Annotated in this window: 16 protein-coding genes; 9 read left to right on the top strand and 7 right to left on the bottom strand. The window is 63.4% G+C overall.

Annotation, left to right across the window (positions count from 1 at the left end; all coding sequences use genetic code 11):
• Positions 1-261 precede the first annotated feature (261 nt).
• The 4 genes from MEFOE_RS04715 to MEFOE_RS04730 all read left to right on the top strand — a co-directional run bounded on the left by MEFOE_RS04715 (position 262) and on the right by MEFOE_RS04730 (position 4,335).
• On the top strand, positions 262-1,623 hold the full coding sequence (locus MEFOE_RS04715) for an ammonium transporter (RefSeq protein ID WP_067049038.1): 1,362 nt from the start codon (positions 262-264) through the stop codon (positions 1,621-1,623).
• The gene (locus tag MEFOE_RS04720) at positions 1,620-1,961 is read left to right on the top strand and encodes a P-II family nitrogen regulator (RefSeq protein WP_067049041.1); all 342 of its coding nucleotides are present in this window, start codon (positions 1,620-1,622) and stop codon (positions 1,959-1,961) included. Before MEFOE_RS04715 ends, MEFOE_RS04720 begins: the two co-directional genes overlap by 4 nt.
• A gap of 87 nt (positions 1,962-2,048) precedes the next feature.
• Positions 2,049-2,747, top strand: a complete 699-nt coding sequence (locus tag MEFOE_RS04725) for a type 1 glutamine amidotransferase (protein ID WP_067049044.1) — start codon at positions 2,049-2,051, stop codon at positions 2,745-2,747.
• A 172-nt stretch (positions 2,748-2,919) separates the two neighbouring features.
• Positions 2,920-4,335 (top strand): MFS transporter, encoded by a 1,416-nt coding sequence (locus MEFOE_RS04730; protein ID WP_067049047.1) that lies wholly within the window; start codon positions 2,920-2,922, stop codon positions 4,333-4,335.
• 462 nt (positions 4,336-4,797) lie between these two features.
• Here MEFOE_RS04730 and cca read toward each other — a convergent pair whose 3' ends face one another.
• Positions 4,798-6,165: a CCA tRNA nucleotidyltransferase gene (gene cca / locus MEFOE_RS04735; RefSeq protein WP_328585439.1), complete on the bottom strand. Its 1,368-nt coding sequence runs from the start codon at positions 6,163-6,165 to the stop codon at positions 4,798-4,800.
• Positions 6,155-6,703, bottom strand: coding sequence for an RNA 2',3'-cyclic phosphodiesterase (thpR, locus tag MEFOE_RS04740; protein WP_067049051.1), 549 nt, complete (start codon positions 6,701-6,703; stop codon positions 6,155-6,157). Before thpR ends, cca begins: the two co-directional genes overlap by 11 nt.
• Positions 6,704-6,876: 173 nt before the next feature.
• On the opposite strand from thpR, the gene MEFOE_RS04745 reads away from it, so the two are divergent.
• Genes MEFOE_RS04745 through MEFOE_RS04755 form a run of 3 tightly spaced genes read left to right on the top strand, consistent with a single transcriptional unit; the run spans position 6,877 to position 11,818 of the window.
• Positions 6,877-7,149, top strand: a complete 273-nt coding sequence (locus MEFOE_RS04745) for a thioredoxin domain-containing protein (RefSeq protein WP_067049054.1) — start codon at positions 6,877-6,879, stop codon at positions 7,147-7,149.
• A 32-nt stretch (positions 7,150-7,181) separates the two neighbouring features.
• Positions 7,182-10,787 carry an anaerobic ribonucleoside-triphosphate reductase gene (gene nrdD / locus MEFOE_RS04750; protein ID WP_067052973.1) on the top strand — a complete coding sequence of 1,202 codons (3,606 nt, stop codon included), beginning with the start codon at positions 7,182-7,184 and terminating at the stop codon, positions 10,785-10,787.
• A 2-nt stretch (positions 10,788-10,789) separates the two neighbouring features.
• Positions 10,790-11,818 carry a DUF1786 domain-containing protein gene (locus MEFOE_RS04755; RefSeq protein WP_067049057.1) on the top strand — a complete coding sequence of 343 codons (1,029 nt, stop codon included), beginning with the start codon at positions 10,790-10,792 and terminating at the stop codon, positions 11,816-11,818.
• A gap of 7 nt (positions 11,819-11,825) precedes the next feature.
• On the opposite strand, the gene MEFOE_RS04760 is transcribed toward MEFOE_RS04755, so the two are convergent.
• The 5 genes from MEFOE_RS04760 to MEFOE_RS04780 form a co-directional block, all read right to left on the bottom strand.
• Positions 11,826-12,335, bottom strand: a complete 510-nt coding sequence (locus MEFOE_RS04760) for a hypothetical protein (RefSeq protein ID WP_067049060.1) — start codon at positions 12,333-12,335, stop codon at positions 11,826-11,828.
• Between the two features lie 7 nt (positions 12,336-12,342).
• A complete protein-coding gene (locus tag MEFOE_RS04765) occupies positions 12,343-13,731 on the bottom strand; it encodes a hypothetical protein (protein WP_067049063.1) in 1,389 nt (462 codons plus the stop codon).
• Positions 13,728-16,901: a tubulin-like doman-containing protein gene (locus tag MEFOE_RS04770; RefSeq protein ID WP_067049066.1), complete on the bottom strand. Its 3,174-nt coding sequence runs from the start codon at positions 16,899-16,901 to the stop codon at positions 13,728-13,730. The genes MEFOE_RS04765 and MEFOE_RS04770 overlap by 4 nt, the downstream gene beginning before the upstream one ends.
• Positions 16,898-17,629, bottom strand: a complete 732-nt coding sequence (locus MEFOE_RS04775) for a hypothetical protein (protein WP_067049070.1) — start codon at positions 17,627-17,629, stop codon at positions 16,898-16,900. The genes MEFOE_RS04770 and MEFOE_RS04775 overlap by 4 nt, the downstream gene beginning before the upstream one ends.
• A gap of 160 nt (positions 17,630-17,789) precedes the next feature.
• Positions 17,790-18,737: a phosphatase PAP2 family protein gene (locus MEFOE_RS04780; RefSeq protein WP_067049073.1), complete on the bottom strand. Its 948-nt coding sequence runs from the start codon at positions 18,735-18,737 to the stop codon at positions 17,790-17,792.
• Between the two features lie 96 nt (positions 18,738-18,833).
• On the opposite strand from MEFOE_RS04780, the gene MEFOE_RS04785 reads away from it, so the two are divergent.
• Positions 18,834-20,057 carry a COG1361 S-layer family protein gene (locus tag MEFOE_RS04785; RefSeq protein WP_067049076.1) on the top strand — a complete coding sequence of 408 codons (1,224 nt, stop codon included), beginning with the start codon at positions 18,834-18,836 and terminating at the stop codon, positions 20,055-20,057.
• A 2-nt stretch (positions 20,058-20,059) separates the two neighbouring features.
• Positions 20,060-21,259 carry an ABC transporter permease gene (locus tag MEFOE_RS04790; protein WP_067052976.1) on the top strand — a complete coding sequence of 400 codons (1,200 nt, stop codon included), beginning with the start codon at positions 20,060-20,062 and terminating at the stop codon, positions 21,257-21,259.
• Position 21,260: the final 1 nt, after the last annotated feature.

A 21,260-nucleotide genomic window follows, 5' to 3' on the forward strand; every position in this document is an offset into this window, starting at 1 on the left:
ACCCATTATTTTGAGCGCATCGCGATTGTGTCTGTTTAAGTGGGCAGGAATCGAAAATTAGTCTCCATATGGGCTTTATGTTGGAATAAGGCCGGTATGGGCGTTACATTCCCATACATCTCTTCTTTATTCGTGATTTCCCCTCCTGTCATGCCCGTCCATCTGGTTCCGGGGCGCTGTTTCTCCGATCTATGGATTAAATTTATAAGTGAAGGAAGGAAATGTTGTTCCAACTCCTCGAGTACGGGAGCAGTGAAAACCATGTGTGTGCGAAAAAACATTCTGGCGCTTCTGGTCGTCGCCTTTCTGGGGTTCTTTGCGATGCCTGTCCTGGCCGCGGACCCAGACGGGACGGCGACTCTTGAGGAGGATCCGGGAACGGCCCTCGACTTCATCTGGGTCCTCGTCTGCGGGTTCATGGTCATGTTCATGCAGGCAGGATTCTCCATGGTCGAGACCGGGTTTACCAGGGCGAAGAACGCGGCGAACATCATGATGAAGAACCTGATGGACTTCTCCGTCGGCGCCCTCGCCTACTGGGCTGTCGGCTTTGCCGTCATGTACGGCACGATGGAAGGCCTGAACTGGCTCTTCGGCTGGTCGGGATTCTTCCTTCTCGGCGACGCCTACGATGTCACCACCATCGAGTCCTGGTTCTTCCAGATGGTCTTTGCGGCGACCGCCGCCACGATCGTCTCGGGTTCAGTCTCAGAAAGGTGCAAGTTCTCGACCTACGTCATCGCAAGCGCCGTGATCACGGCCCTGATCTATCCGGTCTACGGCCACTGGATCTGGGGCGGCGGCTGGCTTGCAGGGCTTGGCGCCCTCGACTTCGCGGGTTCGGGCGTGGTCCACGCCGTCGGCGGCTGGATCGCCCTCGCCGGTGCGCTCCTGCTCGGTCCTCGCATAGGGAAGTATGCAAAGGACGGGACGCCCCGTGCGATCCCGGGCCACTCGGTGACCCTGGGCATCCTGGGTGTCTTCGTGCTCTGGTTCGGGTGGTATGGCTTCAACTGCGGTTCGACACTCACTGCCGACAGCCTCAGAATCTCGGTCATTGCAGCAAACACCACACTGGCTGCGGCAGCGTCTCTCGTCACCGCCATGCTTGCCACCTGGGCCTGGCACGGCAAACCTGATGTCTCGATGTCGGGCAACGCGGCGATCGGCGGCCTTGTCGCCATCACCGCCGGGTGCGCCTGGGTAAGCCCACAGCTCTCGGTGCTGATCGGCATCGTCGCCGGTCTCCTGGTGGTCGTTGGCGTCTGGTTCCTGGACTGGGTCCTCCATGTCGACGACCCGGTCGGTGCGATCGCGGTCCACGGCTTCAACGGTGCCTGGGGTCTCCTGGCCCTCGGTCTCTTCGCCGACGGTACCTACGGTGGCGTGACCGGGCTCCTGTTCGGCAATGTGGGGTTCTTCGCCGTGCAGGCACTCTCGGTTGCGGTCAGCTTCGTCTGGGCCTTCGGCACAGGACTTATCCTCTTCGGCATCATGAAGGTGACGATGGGCATACGGGTCTCCGCTTCCGAGGAACTCCAGGGCCTCGACATCGGTGAGCACGGGATGTCGGCGTACCCGAACTTCGTGGCCACAGAGCCCGCGACAGAGGCGGAGCGATGAAAAAGATCGAAGCGGTCATCAGGCCGACAAAGTTCGAGGATGTGAAGGCAGCCCTCGAAGCCATCGGGATGGTCTCCATGACCGTCTCCGAGGTGAAGGGGCGTGGCGAGCAGAAGGGCGTCAGGCAGCAGTGGCGCGGCGCCGAGTATGTCGTCGACTTCTTCCCGAAGACCAGGATCGAGATGGTCGTCCCCGACGAGACGGTGGATGAGGTCATCACCGTGATCGTGGGGGCCGCAAAGACCGGCCAGATCGGCGACGGCAAGATCTTCGTCATACCGGTCGAACGGGTGGTCAGGGTCAGGACCGGAGAGGAGGGTGAGGCAGCCCTCCGATAACCTCTTTTAACGCCGGGGGGTATGGAGGTAGGGCGGGATCGTGCCGCCTCCCCCTGCCGGGGTCGTGCGATTATCGAGGTTTTCCACGTGACAGACGCAGTTATTATCCAGCACATCGGCGGCGAGGGCCCGGGCCCTCTCCTCCTGTCCCTCCTCGAAGAGTGCGGTCTAGAATGCACCATCGCCAGAATGGACGAAGGCGACGCCGTTCCCCGCCATGCAGAGGTCATGATCGTCCTCGGCGGGCCGATGAACGTCTACGAGGAGGAGACCCACCCCTATCTGGCCGACCTCGACCGTGCGGTCCGCGGGCACGTCCGTGCGGGCGGCCATTATCTCGGCCTCTGTCTCGGGGGCCAGGTCCTCGCAAAGGCCCTCGGCGCCCCGGTGACCCGTGCACCTCTCCCCGAGTTCGGGGTGCACACCCTCTCCCTCACGCGGGAGGGCCGGCAGGACTCTCTCTTTGCAGGCGTGCCGCGGTCCTTCCCCACCCTCGAGTGGCACCGCGACACCTTCGCCGTCCCCTGCGGGGCGACCCTCCTTGCCACCTCGGCGTCCTGCAGGAACCAGGCTTTCAGGTTCAGGAACGCCTACGGCCTCCAGTTCCACCCGGAGATGACCGTCGGGACCTTTGAGACGATGGCCGACGACTACGACCTCGACCTCCGGAGAGCGGGCTTTTCCGCCGACGCCGTCGTCGCCTATGCACGGGGATGGGAGGAGGAGATGGATCAGCATTCCCGGCAGATCCTCGGGAACTTCCTGGACGGCGTGGTCACGGGGTAGGGGGGCGGGTCGGCTCCCTCTCCGGGACGACCAATGATGACGGGGTCGAAAATCTGGTGGTGCGCTCCCCGTCCCGACAGGGCGTATGCGGGGAGATAAATCCTGTTCTGTGTGGGTAAATGTCGATTTTATCCAAGTATATATGAAATTCGCCACGCCACCCTAGACTGGAATGACATCTGTAATCACCGATCCCCTCCACCAGAAACTCCTCCTCGGGGCGGTCGCTCTCGGCACAATTATGGACGGACTCGACGGCTCGATCGTGAACGTCGCTCTCCCGACAATCGCCGCAGACTTCGACACAGACATCGGGACAATTGCCTGGGTTATCATCACCTATCTGCTTATGATGGCAGGTTTCCTCCTCGTCTTCGGAAAGATCGCGGACCGCGGCCTCATGAAAATGATCTTCATCAGCGGATTCATCATATTCACCCTCGCATCAGCCGCCTGCGGTCTCTCCCCCGCCCTTCCCATCCTCCTTGCCTCACGGATCGTCCAGGGGACCGGTGCCGCCATGATCGCCGCCGTTGCGCCGCTCCTCTGTGTCAGATATCTTCCGCCGCGGATGCTTGGCATCGCTCTTGGCGTCCTCACTGCCGCGAGTTCGATCGGCTTTGCCGCAGGCCCCGCCATCGGAGGAATTCTCACCCATTACCTCTCCTGGCACTGGATCTTCCTGATCAACATCCCGATAGGGATCATCGGCATCCTCTTCGCCTCCAGGGTCATCCCCACGGACCACAAGATAGAGGAAAAAACGCCGTTCGACTTTGCCGGAGCTGCCACGCTCTTTGGCGCAATGGTCTCCGGCATCTTCGTGCTCGAGGAAGTCATGGCCCTCGGCATAACCGACCCGCTGATCCTCGTCTGCGCAACACTCTGCGTGCTTTTTGCATCACTCTTCATCATCAGGGAACTGAAGACGCCAGCGCCCCTCATCAACATCCGCGTCTTCGGCACATGGCGGTTCACCTCCGTCCTGACCGCATTTCTGCTCGTCAACGTCGTATATATGGGAGTGCTGTACCTCCTGCCCTTCTACCTCACCGCGGAAATGGAGTTTACCATGGCAACGAGCGGCATGTACCTCTTAATTCCCCCGGCGATCACAGCCCTCCTCGGTATCACGTTCGGCAGATTGTCTGACAGGTACGGTCGCAGGTGGTTTGTTGTCGCCGCGTGCCTGGTGATCATCGTTTTCAACGGCATCTTCGCCACATATGTCCCTGAAGCAGGAGTTGTCCCTCTGCTTTTCGCCCTTGTCCTGATGGGGGCCGCCTTCGGGATTGTCGGCGGGCCTGCATCGAGCAGAATTATCGAATGCGCCCCTGAAGGCGAGGAGGGGACCGGCTCCTCGCTCATGATCACCACCGTCTACCTCGGCGGTGTACTCGGAACAGCCCTGTATGCAACGATCTTCACCATCATAACGGCCTCCGACGGTCTGGTGTCATTCACCGACCTTGACTCCGCAACCTTCCTTTCCGGGTTCCACTCCACGATTTCTATCGGGCTTATCCTCTCGGTACTCTCGCTGGTACTCTCTGCAGTTGTCAGAGATGAGAAGAGGCATATGGCGTGAACTCTGCCATGGGGGAGACGGCGATGTCTCGCCCCTTTAACCGGGAGGTCATCCCAAAACGGATCCGAACCTTCATGCACGCCGATGAAAGGACTCACATTCGGTTCTGAAAAATCCTGTTCTGGCGTCCTGTCCGGGGGGTTTCACCCCCCGATCCCCCCCTCATTGCGATAGGGGGTGGATGGCAATCTCCGTCATCAGGATCTCTGGTCTCTCTTCCCCGGCCCTATCCCGTTTCGGGGGTCCGGGGGCGTTAGTCCCCCGGCAGAGAGGTGGGGGAAGGCAGTGGTTTCGCACGATTCTTCAGGGAATTCAGGAAGACATCGACCCGATCATGATCTTTTCTCCCGATCCCTCCATGCAGAGATGGGGGGAGTGAACGAGTGTTTTGGGATATGCTCCGGAAAAAAAGAGAAAAGTTCCCGGAAAACTATCGGGCGGAAGATTCTCTCCCCGCCCTTTTCAGGACCTCCCCCGCAGGACCCCGGTCAGGGCCGTCTCCTTCCGGAGGAACGCCGTGAGGAAGGCGGCGAACTCCTCGTCCCAGCACGCCGTCCCTTCGAGCACCTGCCACTCGTTGTCCATCGCCTTCTTGACGTGCTTGCCCAGGCCCACGCCGAGCACCTCAGGCGACCGGAGGAGGTCGGCGGCCCGCGTGTACTTCCGGGCGATCTCGACGACATAACGGCCGTCCTCGATGTACGGCCCGGCGAACCGCTCCTCTTCACGCCACTTCGCGGCGAACTTCGCCGCATTCTCCCGGCTCCAGACAGGCGGGCCGAAGTGCCGCACGATCCCCGGCATATCGTCGCAGAAAAGTTCGAAGACGAGGATACACCTCTCCTCCCCCATCGCCTCCTCGGCCCGGTTCACCACAAATCCCGAGCGTTCGAGGAGGGCACGGATGCCGTCCAGACTCCGGCGGAGTTGCGGGACGACGACGTCCGGGATGAAGGGCGGCGTCGCGAACGAGACCGCGTACAGTTTCGTCCCCCGCCGTGTACATTCGGCGGCAAAGCCCTCACTGTCGAGCGCCTCTCGGCGGGGCGGGAAGAAGAAAGTCTCCGACGGCATCTCCAGGTACCCCCGGCAGAGCTCCACAAAGGAGAACATCTGGGTGATCGAGACAGACGCCGCCACATTCCTCTTCGGGTCCACCGGGTCGACGACGATCATCGGCTCGGAGAACTCGCGCACCGCGTGGTGCTCGATATCGATACACAGTCCTGGCTTCCACCGCGCCGCCGTCGTCACGAGAGGCGTGAAGCCGCCATAGTGCAGGACCAGGAGTTCGCAGAGATAGCCCGCAAATCCCTCTGTCATCTGGTCGGAGCCATAGACCCCGCCGGCCTTCGCGAACTGTTTCAGCAGGAGGACATCGTCGGCAAACGGCCTGATCCTTTCCCTGATATACCGGGTGTGGAAGGGCGTCCTGTCCACCGCGCTCCTGATCTCGGCCCCGCTCGCCACCTTGTAGCAGGGGACCAGGTCGACGTCGAGACCCCGGATCGTGGCGTTGATGTACGGGTGCTCGGCATACTTCTCCCGCCAGCTCTCCCCGAACTTTTTTGCGACATCCCGTGCGAGGGTGAGCCCCTCCTTCTCCAGGTACTCGCGGGGGAGTGCCGGGTCGTGGAGCATGAAGATGTCGAGGTCGCGGTCGCCCCGCACCCACGTGCCCCGCGCCACCGAACCGACGAGCATCGCCTCGGCTCTTCCCGACCTGTTGATCGCATCGATGATCTCCTCAGCGATGCCGAGGATCTCATCTTCCTCGCCCGGCATGGGCCTGATCCGGGCGAGCACACTCTCCTCGACCTCATTCCTCACCGAGAGGCACCTCCAGAAGTGTCTCGTAGACCGGGCCTTTCGGCGTCAGGGTCGATTTTTTCAGGGCGATACGGTCGATCGTGCAGGTGCCCATGCCGGTCGCGGCAAGGTCCTGGACCGATTCGAGCAGGGACGGATCGAACTCCTTCACCCGCGCCAGGGTGACATGGGGCGTGAAGGCCCGCTTCTCCCGCGGGAAACCGAGAGGACCGAGAGCCTTTTCGACCGTATTGGCAAGACGTGCGGTCTCTCCGCCGTCGTCCACCGCACACCAGACGACCCGCGGCCGCCTGGGGTTGTTCCCACCGACACCGCCGACCGTCAGGGCGTACGACCTCCCCCGCACGCCGCGCAGGGCGTCCTCCACGGCCCCGATCCGCTCCTCTTCCACCTCGCCGAGGAACTTGAGCGTGATGTGCGCCAGCGCCGGGTTCACCAGGCTCAGCCTGGCCGTGCTCATGCGGAGCCGGTCCTGCGCCGCGCGCAGGCTCTCCCTGACCTCGTCAGAGAGTTCGATCGCGACAAAAGCCCGCACCATAGTATCTCCACTATATCGCAACCATGCTACAAAGCACCATCGGACGAAATCATAAACTTGATTCTCTCTGACAGTGAAGGTCTTCCATTCCTATGGGATCAATCCATATGGGATCATCCCGATACTATACGGGCTGAACCGATCGCCAGAACCAGGATCGTGGGAGTGTTTTCATGGCTGATTATCCGCAATTCATCGTATATACTCTCGAATGCTGTCCGCACTGCGAACTCCTGAAGGACTATCTTACGGCACGGGGCTACCCCTTCGTCGAGGAGGACATGTCCTCAGCCGAATCCCTCACCGAACTCCGGGTGAACGGCGTCTTTGTGAACGAGGCGCCCGTTCTGCGGTGCGGTGAAGACGATTTTTACACCTCTTCCGACCTCTTCGAGAAGGGCCTTCTGCGGGAGGACGTCGTCGACCGGATTGCCGCGGGTGAGTGACGGTGGAGACGCAGAAGAGGCAGGGCTCGGGCATGCCCGGAAAGAACAGTCCCCGGTCCTCCCTGTCCCGGCAGGCGACCCTTGACGGTGTCTTCCTCCCCCCTCTCCCGAAGGTCAGGTCGTCCGAGGGCCATATCTTCGAGTGGGACAGGTCGAAGATCATCGCCCAGATCGAGAAGGAGACAAAACTGGTCGAGGACTTCTACGGCTACGGCGGGGCGACGCCCGAGCAGGCCGGGGAGATCGCAAAGGAGGTCGAGGAGAGGATCAGGAAACTGGGCCTCCGTTCCCTCTCCGGCCCCCTGATCCGCGAGATCGTGAACATGACTTTCCTGGAGAAGGGGATGGTCCAGTACAGGAACGTCTGCACACGCGTCGGCACCCCGGTCTTCGACGCCCATCTCATCGACGTCGGCCGCGGTTTCGAGGCCCACGACAATGCGAACCTCCAGGAGAACGCCGAGACCTCGCACAAGAAGAAGGCCGACAAGATCTCCAAGGAGCAGTACCTCCTCCAGCTCCCGCCTGAACTCGCCGACCGCCACCTCGCGGGCGACCTCCATGTCCACGACCTCGAATATTTCGGTACGCGGCCCTTCTGTCTCGACGGGAGCACGGTCGTTCCTTTCCGCGTCTCCGGGCGGCACCTGACGATGCGGCTGGACGAACTGCCTCTCGACGGCGACGCATATCTCCCGGCCGACCTCGCCGCCCTCACCCCGCAGGGCTACCGGCCTGTGCAGAAGGTCACCCGGCGCCTGGTCGGGGAGGGCGAGATGCTCCGCATCCGCACGGCCACCGGCAAGACCCTCCGCGTCACGCGGGAGCACAGGATTCCTGTTCTGGCAGACGGGACGATTGCGATCACAAAGGCTGGCGAGGTGCAGGAGGGCGACCTGCTCTATGGCCCTGACGAGACATTGTCACTCCGCGGCGAGTCCGTCGATACAGTCGACCTGGTCCGGGAACTCTCCGCATCCGTACCCCCCGAAGACCTGGAGACAGTCTTTGTGCGGGGTGCACGCCCCATCTTTGATAAACTCTCAGAGGCCGAGGGGAGTTATACCGGGATATCCCGCGCCCTCGGCATCGAGCACCGCAAGGAGTGGTTCACCCGCGGCACCATGCCCCTTGCGGTCTTTGTGAAACTCTGCGACCACTACGGCGTCGCCGACTACGGCGACCTGACGGTCGGCGTCGCCGGCAGCGAGCACGACCTCCCGGCCGTCCTGCCTGTCACCCCGGCCCTCTGCCGTCTCCTCGGTCTCTTTGTCTCCGAGGGGAACTACGACGTCGTGCCGGGCAGCACCTACAACCTTGCCATCACCGAGAACCACCAGTCTGAGGCGGTCGTCGCCGATGTCAGAGCGGTGCTCGGGGGCTATGCGACCCTTTCAGGCGGCACGCCCGACGTGACCGAGATCTATGGCGTCAGGGTCGAGCATGACCGGGCGATGCAGGTCTCCTTCGGCGGGAAACTCGGATGGCTCCTCTTCAGGTACGTCTTTGCCATTCCCGAGGGTGCGACGAAGAAGCGTCTGCCCTGGCTTGTCTGGCACCTGGACGACGCCCTTCTTACGGAGTTCCTCTCGGCACTCTTCACCGGCGACGGGTCCGCGTATTACAGGCCGGAAAAGTCCGACTGCATCGTCAATTACACCACAGTCTCGGCCTCCCTGCGGCAGGAACTCTCTCTCCTCCTCTCCTCGCTTGGCATGCGTCCTCAGGTCGTCGAACTCTACGCCGACGACGACCGCACGACCCTCTACCGCCTCCAGCTTAACGGATCGGCAAACATCAGGGCCTTTGCCACATGGGCCAGGTTCCTCGACGACAGGCAGGAGCACGTCGACCGCTTCTGTGCCGCAGTGAACCCGATCGCCCGCACGCCCCGCGGCGAGGAGGTCGTCGCCATAGGTGAGGTCGCGCCCTCGGGCGAGTATGTCTATGACCTCTTCCTGGACGGGGACGGAACGGAAGAGAGCCACACCTTCTATGCCTCTGACGGCCTGCTCGTGCACAACTGCCAGGACTGGGACCTCCGTTACTTCTTCTATTACGGCCTGATGCCCGACGGCAACGGCACGAAGGCTTCGGTCGCCGGCCCGGCAAAGCGTGCCGAAGTCGCCGTCCTTCACGCGGTCAAGGCACTCGGGAGCGCGCAGACGAACTTTGCGGGTGGCCAGGGCTACTACAACTTCCTCACCTTCCTCTCCCCGTACCTCGAGGGGATGGAGTACGGCGAGATGAAACAGCTGATGCAGATGTTCGTCTACGAGATGACCCAGATGATGGTCGCCCGCGGCGGACAGCTCGTCTTCTCCTCGGTGCAGCTCTCGCCGGGCGTCCCGACCCTCTGGCGGGACAAGCCCTGCGTGTACAAGGGCAAGGTCTGGGACGGCACCCAGGCGCCCCTCCGGACCTATGGCGAGTTCGAGCGCGAGGTCCGCCTCCTCTTCAAGGCGCTCATTGAGGTGATGCTGGAGGGCGACTACTGGGGCAAACCCTTCTCCTTCCCCAAGCCCGAGATCTCCATCGAGCCCGACTTCATGGACGAGGACGAGGAGTTCAACAGGCGGCACCCCGACCTGCCCACATACCGTGACCTCTACCTGCTCACCTTCGAACTCGCCTCCAAGTTCGGCACCCCGTACTACGACAACCAGCTCCCCCCCTACAGGGGCGCCGGGAAGGGGATCTCGTGCTACCAGTGCTGCGCCTACCAGTTCTCCTCCACCATAGAGAAGGACGATTCTTTCGAGGACAAACTCTATTTCAGGGACGCAAAACATTTCTCGATGGGTTCCTGGCAGGTCGTCTCGGTCAACTGCCCGCGGGCGGCGTACCGTGCCGAAGGTGACGACGAACGCCTCTTTGCCGAACTGAAGGCCCTCATGGACGTCGGTGCGGAGGTCTTCCAGATCAAGAGACGGTGGATGGAGACGATCCGGACGAACGGCCGGATGCCCTTTGCGATGCAGAGGCCGAAAGACCCGAACACCGGCGAGAGGGGTGCGGTGGCCGTCGACCTCGACAGCCTGGTCTACACGATCGGCGTCGTCGGCGTGAACGAGATGGTCCAGCACCACACAGGCCAGCAGATCCACGAGAGCAAGAAGGCGTTCAAACTCGCCGTGCGTGCGATGACCGAGATGGAACTCCATGCCCGCGAGATCTCGGAGAAGACCGGGATGACCCTCGCCCTGGCTCGGACGCCCGCGGAGACGACGGGCCAGCGCTTCGCGGTCGCCGACATGCTCGACGACCACTTCCGCGAGGCGGCCCTTGCGGTGATGCAGGGCGACGTCGAGACCGCGGTGGCCGAGTGCGGGAACACCCGCGACCTTCCGGTCTACTACACGAACGGCACCCATGTCGCGCCGGGCGCAGACGTCCCCCTCACGAAGAGGATGGAGATCGAGCACGTCTTCTTCCCGATCGTCGACGGCGGCAACATCTTCCATATCTGGCTCGGCGAGGCGCGGCCCGACCCCCGCGGTCTCTATGACATGGCGATGAACCTCTGCCGGAAGACCCAGATCGGCTACTTCGCCTTCACCCGCGACCTGACCGTCTCCCTGAAGCGCTTCCGGGAGTACCACGGCGAACCGCTGACAAAGGGGAAACTGGGGGTATAAAGGTGAGCGACCGCCGCATTCTTGCGATCGACGTGGGCCGCGGGACGCAGGACGTCATCCTGTACGACCCCGGTCAACCGGTCGAGAATTCGGTTAAACTCGTCCTCCCCTCCCCGACGGTCGTTGTCGGCACCGCCATCCGCGAGGCCGCACGCTCGGGCCGTCCGGTCCACCTGGAAGGCAGGTGCATGGGCGGCGGCGGGACCGTCATGGCGGTGCAGAAGGCCCTTGCCGCCGGCGTCCCTGTCAGCGCCACCCCTGCGGCCGCGCTCACCATCCACGACGACCCGGCCCGCGTGCGGGCGCTCGGTGTCGGCATTACCGACACGGCGCCGGCAGACGCGGTGACGGTGCGGACCGCCGACTACATGGAGAAAGAACTCCGGTCGGCCCTCTCCCTCTTCGGCGTGCCGTACCCGGAAAGGATCGCGATCGCGGTGCAGGACCACGGTTTCGCGCCGAAGACCTCCAACCGCGTCCACCGCTTTGCGGTCTTCCTGGACCTGCTGGAGAAGGGTGACTGGGACCTCTTCGCCCTTGCCCCGGACCCGCCGCACCCCTCGATGTCCCGAATGCGGGCGGTCCTCGAAAGCGCCCCTGGCGCCCTCGTCACCGACACCGGACCGGTGGCGGCGATCGGCACCCTCCTCGACCCGCGGGTCGCGGAGATGGCGAGGACAGGTGTCACTCTCGTGAATGCCGGCAACGGCCACACCCTCGCCTTCACCCTGAAGGGCGGCCGCGTCTCTGGCATCTTCGAGCACCACACCTCCTCTCTCGACCCGGAAAAACTCGGGGTGTACATCAGGAAACTCCAGGAGGGCACCCTGACGAACCAGGAGATCTTCGAGGACGGCGGGCACGGCGCCGCGGTCAGGGAGGCGACGGGCAGAACCCCGGTCGCCGTCACCGGTCCGAACAGGACGTGTCTCCTGCCCGACGCGTACCCGGCGGCACCCTTCGGCGACATGATGCTCACCGGGTGCTTCGGCCTCCTCGAAGTCTGGAAGAGGAGACGGGGCGGGATCTGATCCCGTCTCATCTCCCCAGCGTGGCGACGACATCCACGATCATCTCGTTGAACCTGACGTCGACGGTGTACCGCCCTGCCGCATAGATCGTCATGCCTCCCTTCTCGTTCCGGGCGAAAGACCCCTTCTCTCCTGCCGGCAGGCCATACCCGTTCTCCGCGACGATGTCGCCCTCGCCGTTGTAGACCCTGACGACGAACCAGGAGTCAGGCGACGGGGAGAGGCGGGATGTGTCCCCTGTCCGGGCGACCAGCCGCGGCTGCACGGTGTACGCGATCTCCATCGGCGGCGTCGTCAGGTCCACCGGGACGGTGAAAGTCCTGTTCTCGAAGTCGTCCGAGGTGTACCTGAAGACTTCGCCGGTCGCCGGCGTTGTCGGCGAGGGGAGCGTCGTCTGTGCCGGTGTCGGCACCGGTGTCTCTGCGGTGCCTCCCCCCTCCGGAGGGGCGGCCAGGACCGCGGCGAGGAGGAGCGCCCCGAAGAGGAGGGCGACGATGGTTTCTGTTCTCCTCTTCATGCCCCCCTCAGAACCCGAACCTCACGACCTCGCCCACTCTCCAGGGATAGATCTGGCGGAGGGCGTCCCTCCCCTCTCCGGGTTCCAGCATTGCGTCGACGCTGACCGCAAAGAAGGAGACCGGGACCGAGAGGGCGCGGTTATGGATCTCGTGGAAGGTGCTGACCCCGAGGAGGGACTCGTAGATCTCTCTCTCGATCCGCGCCGCCTCCTCCGAGGTGTCTTCGATGTCCTTGATGTTTGTGATCCTGTCGGTTTTTGTCACGACAAACCCGTATACCCGGTCGCCCCCGAAAAGGTCCATCAGCCGCGAGTAGTAGCCGAAGAGATGCGTCAACTCCTCCCTCCCCCGTGCATGGAAGTTGACGATCTGGTCGCCGTCGATGAGAAAAAGGATCTTCCCGGCCGTCTCCATGCGGCGGTACAGGCAGGCCTCGACGACGGCGTCCATGACACCACCGATGGCGCCGCTATGCTCCTCATTCAACCTTTTCAGGTACCGGAAACTGCCGACCCGTGCCCTGACGCTCTCTTCGTCGACCCCGGTCTCGGCGGCGACCCTGGCGACGGCCGCCGCACGGTGCGCCGGGTCGAGTGCGGCCGTGTATCGTCCGGCATAGTCGACGACCCCCGCTTCGATGGGGACAAAACCGTATTTTTTTCCGGACAGGAGGTAGAAGGCCAGGTCGTTCTCTCCTGTGGGTTTCGGGAGGCGCCCGCCTTCCAGGCCCGAGAGGAGGTCTTCGACCCGCATCTCCTCCTCGTCGGGTCCGAGTATCACCTCCTGCCGCCTGCCCGCGAACTCTCTGACAAAGAGGCTGTACAGGGCGAGGAAGAGGAGTGTCTTCCCCGAACCGGCAGGGCCGAGGACGACGATCTCCGGGGCCCCCGCGCCCCTGACAGACCACCCGACAAGGAGGCCGAGAGCGACGAGGGTGGCGATCCCTCCGGCCGTCAGAAGGGCCCGGTCCCACGAGGCGAGGAGAAGGATGGAGACGCCGAGGGTGACCAGGAAGAGTTTTGTGGCGAGACGGACGGCGTCGGCGAGAGTGTCGAAGCGGTTCTGGAAAAAGGAGAGGGCCGTTGCCGTCGCGCCTGCAAGCAACCCCGCGGCGACGGCCGCGGCCGCCGGCGACCCGGCGAGATATGCGGCGGCGATGGGTGCGAGGAGTGCAAGGACGATCTCACCCCCTCTTCTCGACCTCTCCTCGATCAGGAGGCCGCACGATGCCGGGATAAGAAGGCCGAGGAAGAAACCGAGGGAGTACGATACGAAGGGCGGCAGCGGTCCGGCCAGGGCCGGGGGTGCGACCAGGAACAGCGCCACAGAGAGGGCGAGGCCGACCGCGGCGATCGCCCCCTCCCTGACCACCCTGTCCCTGTACCGCACCCTCATCTGGGGAGCGCCTCCCTGATCTCCCGGATCGTGTACAGCCCCAGGACCGTGCCGGAGACATTCTCCCCTTTCTTCTCCAGGTTCGACATTTTGCCCGCGTCTTTCAGGTCCAGGACCGCCTTTCTCGTGATATACTCGCCTTCGTGCATCCTGAGGACATGGTGGAGGATGTTGTCCCTGTTCTTCTCGTAGATCTCCCAGTACCCCCCGCCGGCGATGAGGGGCGAGATGTTGTCCAGGAACCCGGCGGCGACGACGAAGGTGAGGGCGACCTCCCAGGGGCGTGCGTGGCCGTGCGTGACCAGGCGTGAGTCGTTGATGTTCCGCAGGGCGAGAGTCTCGTTGATCTCGCGGGTCATCTGGTCGCCGACCCGTGCGCTGGCGATGGTCCGCGCGATATAGTCCGAAGGCGTGGCGATCACAAGCCCCGCCTTCCCGAAGTTCCACCTCTCGGTGGCGCTGATCGGGATCATCAGGTTGTGGATGCCCAGTTTGTAGTTGTCGATGAGGTGCTTGTAGGTCGCCGTTATCTCGGCGATGAGTTTGTCCAGTTCCCGCCGCCCGTTGTCGTCCCAGTCAAGGTCGCGCAAGGAAGAGTCCTCGCGGATCAGGGAGAGGATCCGGGGGTTGATCTCCCCGAACCTCGTCATGTACATCCCTTTTTTTGTCATGGTGTCGTGGCTTTTCTGCTCGTTGACACGCACGACCGTCGAAAAGAAGACCTTGTAGTGTTTGTTGATGTCCCGGCGGTGCGGGAAGGTCCCGTCGGCCACCTCCTCGGTGCGTATCAGGGCGGTCTGGAACGCCTTCTTCGCGTCGAGGTGCCTTTTGATCTCCAGCACCTCGCCCTCCTGCCCCGAGTATTTCTCCGAAAACTGCTCCTGCACGAGGAGACCTGAGACCAGGCGTTCCCTGAGGGCCGAGCGGATCGTGCCGCGGTCGCCTGCCTCGAAGATCGCCGCAACGCCGGCGGGGTCGTCGACAGGAACATGCGCGAAGACCGCGTCGGTGATCTTTTTCCTGAACTCGTCGGCCCGCTTCCCGAGACTCGAACTGATGAAGTCGCCGGGGAGGTACAGGTCGAAGGGGGCGTCGATCCTGAGGTTCCAGTAGCGTGCGTTCGCCTTGATGAACTCCTCGTTCTCCCTCCGGAGAGCGTCGTACTTCTTCCTTTCCCGCGCCGGTTTTTTGTTGATGAACCCGATGATCTTCGACCCGATGCCGCCTGCGTCGATCCTCCTGACCCGCATGTCGTGGTAATAATAGAGGGCGATCGTCTCGACAAGCTCGGCGAGGCCGGAGAGGTTTTCGTCGATGTCGTGGGCGACGGCGGCGATGTCGCGCTGGACCTCGGGGACCTCCGCGGCCCGCAGCCACGTATCCCTGTCCGCGGCCTTCACTTCCCCTTTCCTGAGGGCCGTGATGCCCCTGTTGATCGCCTCTTGCAACCCTTTCTCCGGCCCTTCGACCGCCTGGACCTTTTCCTTCAGGGTGACGTACTGGTCGAGGAGGATGTCGGTGCCCGAGAGTGTCTGGTCTGCCGACTTCTCCATGCTCTCCCGGCGGGCGTTCATCCGATCAAGGTCGCCCTGTATCTCCTGCATCCCGGCATCAAGGAGGTGGATCTCCTCCTGCACCTCTTTCCGGCGGGCGGCGAGGTCGCGGATATAGGGTGCGACCTCCTCTCTCCCTTTCAGTGTCTCCATCAGGGCGGCGTGCATCGCCTCGTCCTCGACAGCCGCGATCCTCTTGAAGATCCGCGCCGTCGTCTCCAGGGCCTGGAAGGCCTCGGGCAGGATCCTGAAGAGTTTCCTGTCGATGTCGTCCTTCAGTTCCTCCTCCTTTACCGCCTGGGCGAAGTTCTTGACCCGCGAGATAAACCCGACGAGGTCGTCGAATGTCCTGACCATGTCCAGGCGGAGTTCCGCGGGGATGTTGTTCTCGATGAAGAACTCGACGGCGATGTTGGTCTGGTAGTCGAGCAGTCTGCCGATCTCGTTCCGCCAGACCTTCTCGATGGTGCCGAACTCCTTTTTGATGTAGTCGAAGTCGCTCCGCGTCGGCGGGGCCTCCTTTGTCCGCCCGATCTCGTCGAGGAGGTCGCCGACCGCGAGGTTCAGTCTCTTCCTGCTCGCGGTGATCTCCTCCATCTCGCCGATGATCACCTCGTACTGGTCCTTGAAGGTCCTCAGTTCCTCGACCGGGTAGGTGATGATATGTGCATCGGCGAGGATGAACGAGGAATATGGTTTTTTGGCGTCCCCGATGTTGATGTCCCCCTTTTCGAGGTGGAGGAAGTTCGTGAAGATGTACGGGAAGACGGCGTCGAACTCGTGCACCTCCTCGCGAGCCTCCTCTCCCTTCTTGTACCCGGTCGGGCCGAGGGAGGTGAGCACGATGTAGTTGAAGAGGCGCTCTGTCTGGTTGAGGTATTCGAGTTCTGTCAGGGCGACGGCGGCGTTCAACTGCTCTTTCTCCCCCTCGACGGTGGTCGGGAGGACGACGAAGAGCCAGATCTGCGCGGTCTCGCCGCGCTGCCCCCTGATATACCGGGCGAGGTCGATGAACATCCCCGAACCCGTCCCGCCGCCGAGGCCGACGACGATGGCGGTCGTGCCCATCGTGGAGAACATCGGGAAACCGCCGGCCTGGCCCTCGTTGATCACCTTGTAGAAGATCGCCTTGGAGATCGCCCGCCGCCGGTGCACCCCGCCGCCGAAGTCGTCGGTGACGAAGGGGTCGATCGATCTGATCTCGTCGAAGTGCAGGCCCTTCTCGGAGGGGTCGTTCAGCCACCAGATCTTCGTCCCCGGCTCCGATTTGGTGGCCTTGATCTTCTCGGCGATGTCGAGGCCGGCGAGGTCGGAGACCTGGCTGATGTTTGCCAGGTTCGGGAGGTACAGGGTGTCGTATTCGACGTTGCCCCGCCCGCCGAAGGACTCCACCGTGCCGAGCACCTCGTCGCGCTGCCGTTCGTCCTGGTACCTCTCGTTGGCGTCGGTGTCCATCGTGTACACCGAAAGGTGCCTGCCGCCCAGGGAGTAGTGCTGCAGAAACCATTCCTGCCTGCAGATCTCCCCGACAAGTTTCTTCCCGCACCCCCCGAGGCCGCAGATCGTCAGGTCTGTCGGCAACTGGAGGGGCGGCCCTGAAGGTTGTGCCCCGTTCATTCTTCATTCCCCCCTGATTCCCGTCCGCCTATCCATATCCCGGCGATCAGTGCCAGGACGGCGGTGAGGACGATCCCGCCGACCGTCCAGATGAGCGGCACCCCCGCGCCGCGTGACATTTCGTAGTCGGCGAGGGCGTTCGCCTCATTGACAAGGCCCTTCTCGAAGAGGTCCTGGAGGTACGTCCTCATGAAGGGGTCCGAGATCTGGTTCAGTTTGGCCCTGAACTCGTCCACGGCGTCGACCGCGATGGAAAAGAGTCTGGTGTCGCTCTCCGTGAGGGGACGTCCTTTATCGTCGGTGAACCGCACCCGGTAATAGGCATACCCGCTCCTCTTCGGGTCGTAGGTGGTGAGCGTCACCGCCCCGCACTGGGTGACCGTTGTGACCGTCGGGGCCTGGCCGTGGATGCGGATGGAGAGGCCGCTTCCCCCTGCCGGCACAGGGAGGGAGGCGGGCGTGGTGTTGGTGGCATTCCCTCCCCCTCCCGACGGCGAGAGAAGGGGCGTGTCTCCCTGTTGCACGAGGTCGGTGTCAACGATGACCGTGTCGGCCGCGGGCGGGATCCCCGAGAGCGTGATCGTGAAGTCGACGACCTCTTCCTCCGCGACCGTGTCGGGCGGCGCTTCCTCAACGCCGACCTGCAGGCCCGCCACCCCTGCCGGTATGCAGAGCAGCGCCAGGAGAAGAAGCAGGCATGCTCCTGCGGTGTTTGCCTGTGCTGTCATGGAAAGTACCCCCCCATCCGGAACATACCCGTGAAAGGAGCACCATGGATTAAATCATTTCTCTCCGCGGCGCGATATTTTCTCGCATCTCCGTGGACATTCCTTCACTTTTCGGGCGATCCCCGGGGGCCAGGCTGTTGAAAATCTCGTGCACCCTGCCCTACTCTGCAATGCCGAGGCGGGCGAAGAGCCCGGGGGCGGCGCCCGAGATCCAGAGGCCGAGGGCTGCGGCCCGGAGGTAGGTGGCTGCCGAAACTGCCGGTCCCGGTTCTGCCGCGATGAGAGGGATCGTTACGGCCCAGATGAGGGCCGCCCCCGCGGTCCCGATGATCAGTCGTGCGGCACGCTGGTGGGGTCCTCCTCTGGCCGTGAACCTCCCTCCATCCCATGCCGCCCCGGCGCCGATGCCGAAGACGGCGCCGGCCGCGTACAGGGCATTCGAGAGGTCCCAGGGATCGACGGGCGGGGCGGCCGTCAGCATCCAGGCCTCGGGGATCGGCGCCCTGAAGAGGAGAAAGGGGATTGCCGACGGCGCAAGGAGGAGGAGAGACCCGGAGAATGCAAGCCCTGCCTGCTTTGCAGGGGAAAATTTTCCGATCCGGGCTGCGGCGGGATCCTCCAGAACGATAAAGACGAGGAGGACCGCGGCCCCGAGAACCCACCCGACAAGGACGTCGCCCGGGAAGTGGACGCCGAGGACGACGCGGGAGATGCCGGTAAGGGCGACGATGCCGACGACAACGGCAGAAAACCACCTTTCCCGCACGAGGAAGGCCGTATATCCCCAGAAACAGACCGCATTCTGGGCATGACCCGAGGGCATGGAGAAGGTGGGTTCGACGGCACGGGCCTGCACCTCCGCGCTCAGCCAGTATGGCCGCGGCGTGTGGAAAAAGAGTTTTGCGGCGGCATTGATCCCCCCGGAGATTGCGAGGAGAAGGCCGAGCCTCAGGCCTGCCCGCGGGCTTGCACACCACCAGACCGCCGCGGTCACGAAGAAGAAAAAGGGGATCCCGAGCGCTGAGACGGCATGCATCAGGGGTTCGAGGCCGCCGAGATATGCCTGTGCCAGGACGACCCATCCGATCTCTGTCGTTGCCGGGTCCATGGTCTCTCCTCCCTTGGAGGGGATCGGGTATAGTGCTTCCTCCGGGCGGCGCAACTCCTATATGCCTGCCCTGTCCATGCGGGTGCGGGGGAGATTTTGAGAGGATGCGCCGTCATCGTGTCGGTCCTGGTCCTGCTGCTGGCAGCCCATGCCGCCGCCCAGGAACCGACCGTGGTCGTCACCGGCTACACCGTCACCCCGGAGGTGCTCATGCCCGGCGGGCAGGGCACGATCGCGGTGAACCTCACGAACACTGCAGGGCAGGCGACGCAGACAGAGACCGATACCTCCACCGGAACCGGCACCGGGACCAGGACAGAGACGAGGAGCACCGCCATCAACGCCTTTATCGAGAGCGTCTACCTCAAGGGTGAAGGCCTGAAGGTGATCTCCGGGGACTACGGGGACGTCGGCGAGGTCGGGCCCGGCCAGTCAGTCACCCTCACCTTCCTTGTGCAGGCGCCCGAGGAGGAGGGCCTCTACTTCCCCGAGGTCTGGGTCAGGGTCCCGGGGGCGAGGGGCGTCACATATCCCGTCCCGGTGAACGTGAACTCCCGGTACGCCCTCATCGCGCAACCTGCCATCTCCGTCGTGCGGGCCGCTCCCGACCGGGTGGTGCCCGGCGAGACCTTCTCCCTCTCTCTCCTCCTCGAAAACACCGGGCTCTCACGGGCAAACGACCTCTCCGTGCAGGTCTCGCCGTCCAACGCCACGTCCATCGTCTCCCTCTCCCCCGAACACTACTATGTCGAGCAACTCGAACCAGGCGGCGCCGTGCGCTTCAACCTCTCCTTCGCGACAGACAGGAAGACGCCGACAGGCCTGCAGGTGATCCCGGTCTCCCTCACGTACTTCACGCCCGACGCCGCAAAAGTCTCCAGGACCGAGTCGGTCGGCGTGCAGGTGACAGGGCAGGCCGAGATGGGGATCGCCTCCCTCTCCACCGACCCGGTGCGCCCCTCTGCCGGCAGTCCCTTCACCCTGGTCCTCAGGATCGAGAACACCGGCACCGACGACGCCACCTCGGTGCGGGCGACCGTCGACCTCCCCTTCGAGGGGACGAAAGAGGCCTTTGTCGGGACGATCGAACCCGACAACGACGCCCCCGCCGTCTTCAACCTCCGTGCCGGCGAGGCGGGAGATCGGCCGTACACCCTCACCGTCGCGTGGCGCGACGACCGGGGGGAGCACACCATGACCGAGGCCCTCGGGATCTCCGTCGAGGCGCCCGACAGGACGCCCCTCGTCGTCGGGGCTTTCGTTCTGATCGCGGCCGCCGTCGTCGCCGTCTGGTGGCTGCGGCGGAGGAAGGAGGAATAAGGATGTCCGATATCGGCGTCTCCCTCTTCCTTGCGTCCCGTTCGATCCGGCGGGGGAACAGGGGGACCTTCGTCCTCACCGTCATGATCATCGCCCTGGTCTTCGTGAACCTCGTCTTTCTCCCCTCCATCATCTCCGGTGTCGTCGAGATCTTCAACAGGCAGTCGATCGACTACACCTACGGCAACCTGGTCGTCGAACCGAAGGAGAACGACCTCTATATCGACGACGTCGCCGCCCTGAAGAGGAAGATCGACCGCGTCCCCGGCGTCGCAGGGTCGTCCCCTCATATCCAGGTCGGCGCCACCTTCACCTACAAGGGGAAGGCGATCCCCGGCACAGTCGTCGCCTTCACGCCGCAGTACGAGAAGGAGGTGACCACCCTTCATACCGCCGTCACGTCGGGTGACTTCCTCTCCGACGGGGACAGGGACAGGATCGTCCTCGGCGTTCTCCTTGCCGGCGAGGAGGACGAGTCGAAGGACAGGATCGAGTCCCTCGGCGGCGTGAAGGTCGGCGACTCCGTGCTCGTCACCTTCGTGAACGGGGAGACGCGGGAGATGCGGGTGAAGGGTATCATCGAGACGATGGCGGTCCAGGCAGACAGGCAGGCCTATATCACCACTGCTGAGATGGAAGACGTCCTCGGCATCTCCGACCGGGCCAACCAGGTCCTGGTCCGCACCGCGGAGGAAGGGAACGAGGAGGAGATGAAGGTCGCCCTCATGCGTTTCGGCGTCCAGGAGACGATCAAGACCTACGAGGAGAAGGCGCAGGGCTTCGTGACCGACGCCATCCGGAGCTTCGACATCATCAACGCGATCTCGACCGTAGTCTCTCTCGTCATTGCCGTCGTCGTCGTCTTCATCGTCATATTCATCAGCACGGTGGGCAAGCGCAAGCAGATCGGGATCCTCAAGGCGATCGGGATAGACGAGCGGATCATCGTCAACTCCTATGTGATCCAGGTGGCGGTCATCGCCTCTCTCGGGACGGTCGTCGGCCTCGCCTTTACCGCTCTCCTCACCCTGTACCTCACCGCGAACCCCCTCATCTTTCCCGGCGGCGCCGTCAGACCGGTGCTCGAAGCCGGGCAGATCCTCCGGAGCATAGCGGGCCTCTTTGTCGTTTCTCTTGTCTCCGGCTATATCCCCGCATGGAAGACGGCGCAGGAACCGATCCTGGACGCGGTGAGGGGATAGG

The sequence above is a fragment of the Methanofollis ethanolicus genome (assembly GCF_001571385.1).
In the GTDB taxonomy this organism is placed as follows: domain Archaea; phylum Halobacteriota; class Methanomicrobia; order Methanomicrobiales; family Methanofollaceae; genus Methanofollis; species Methanofollis ethanolicus.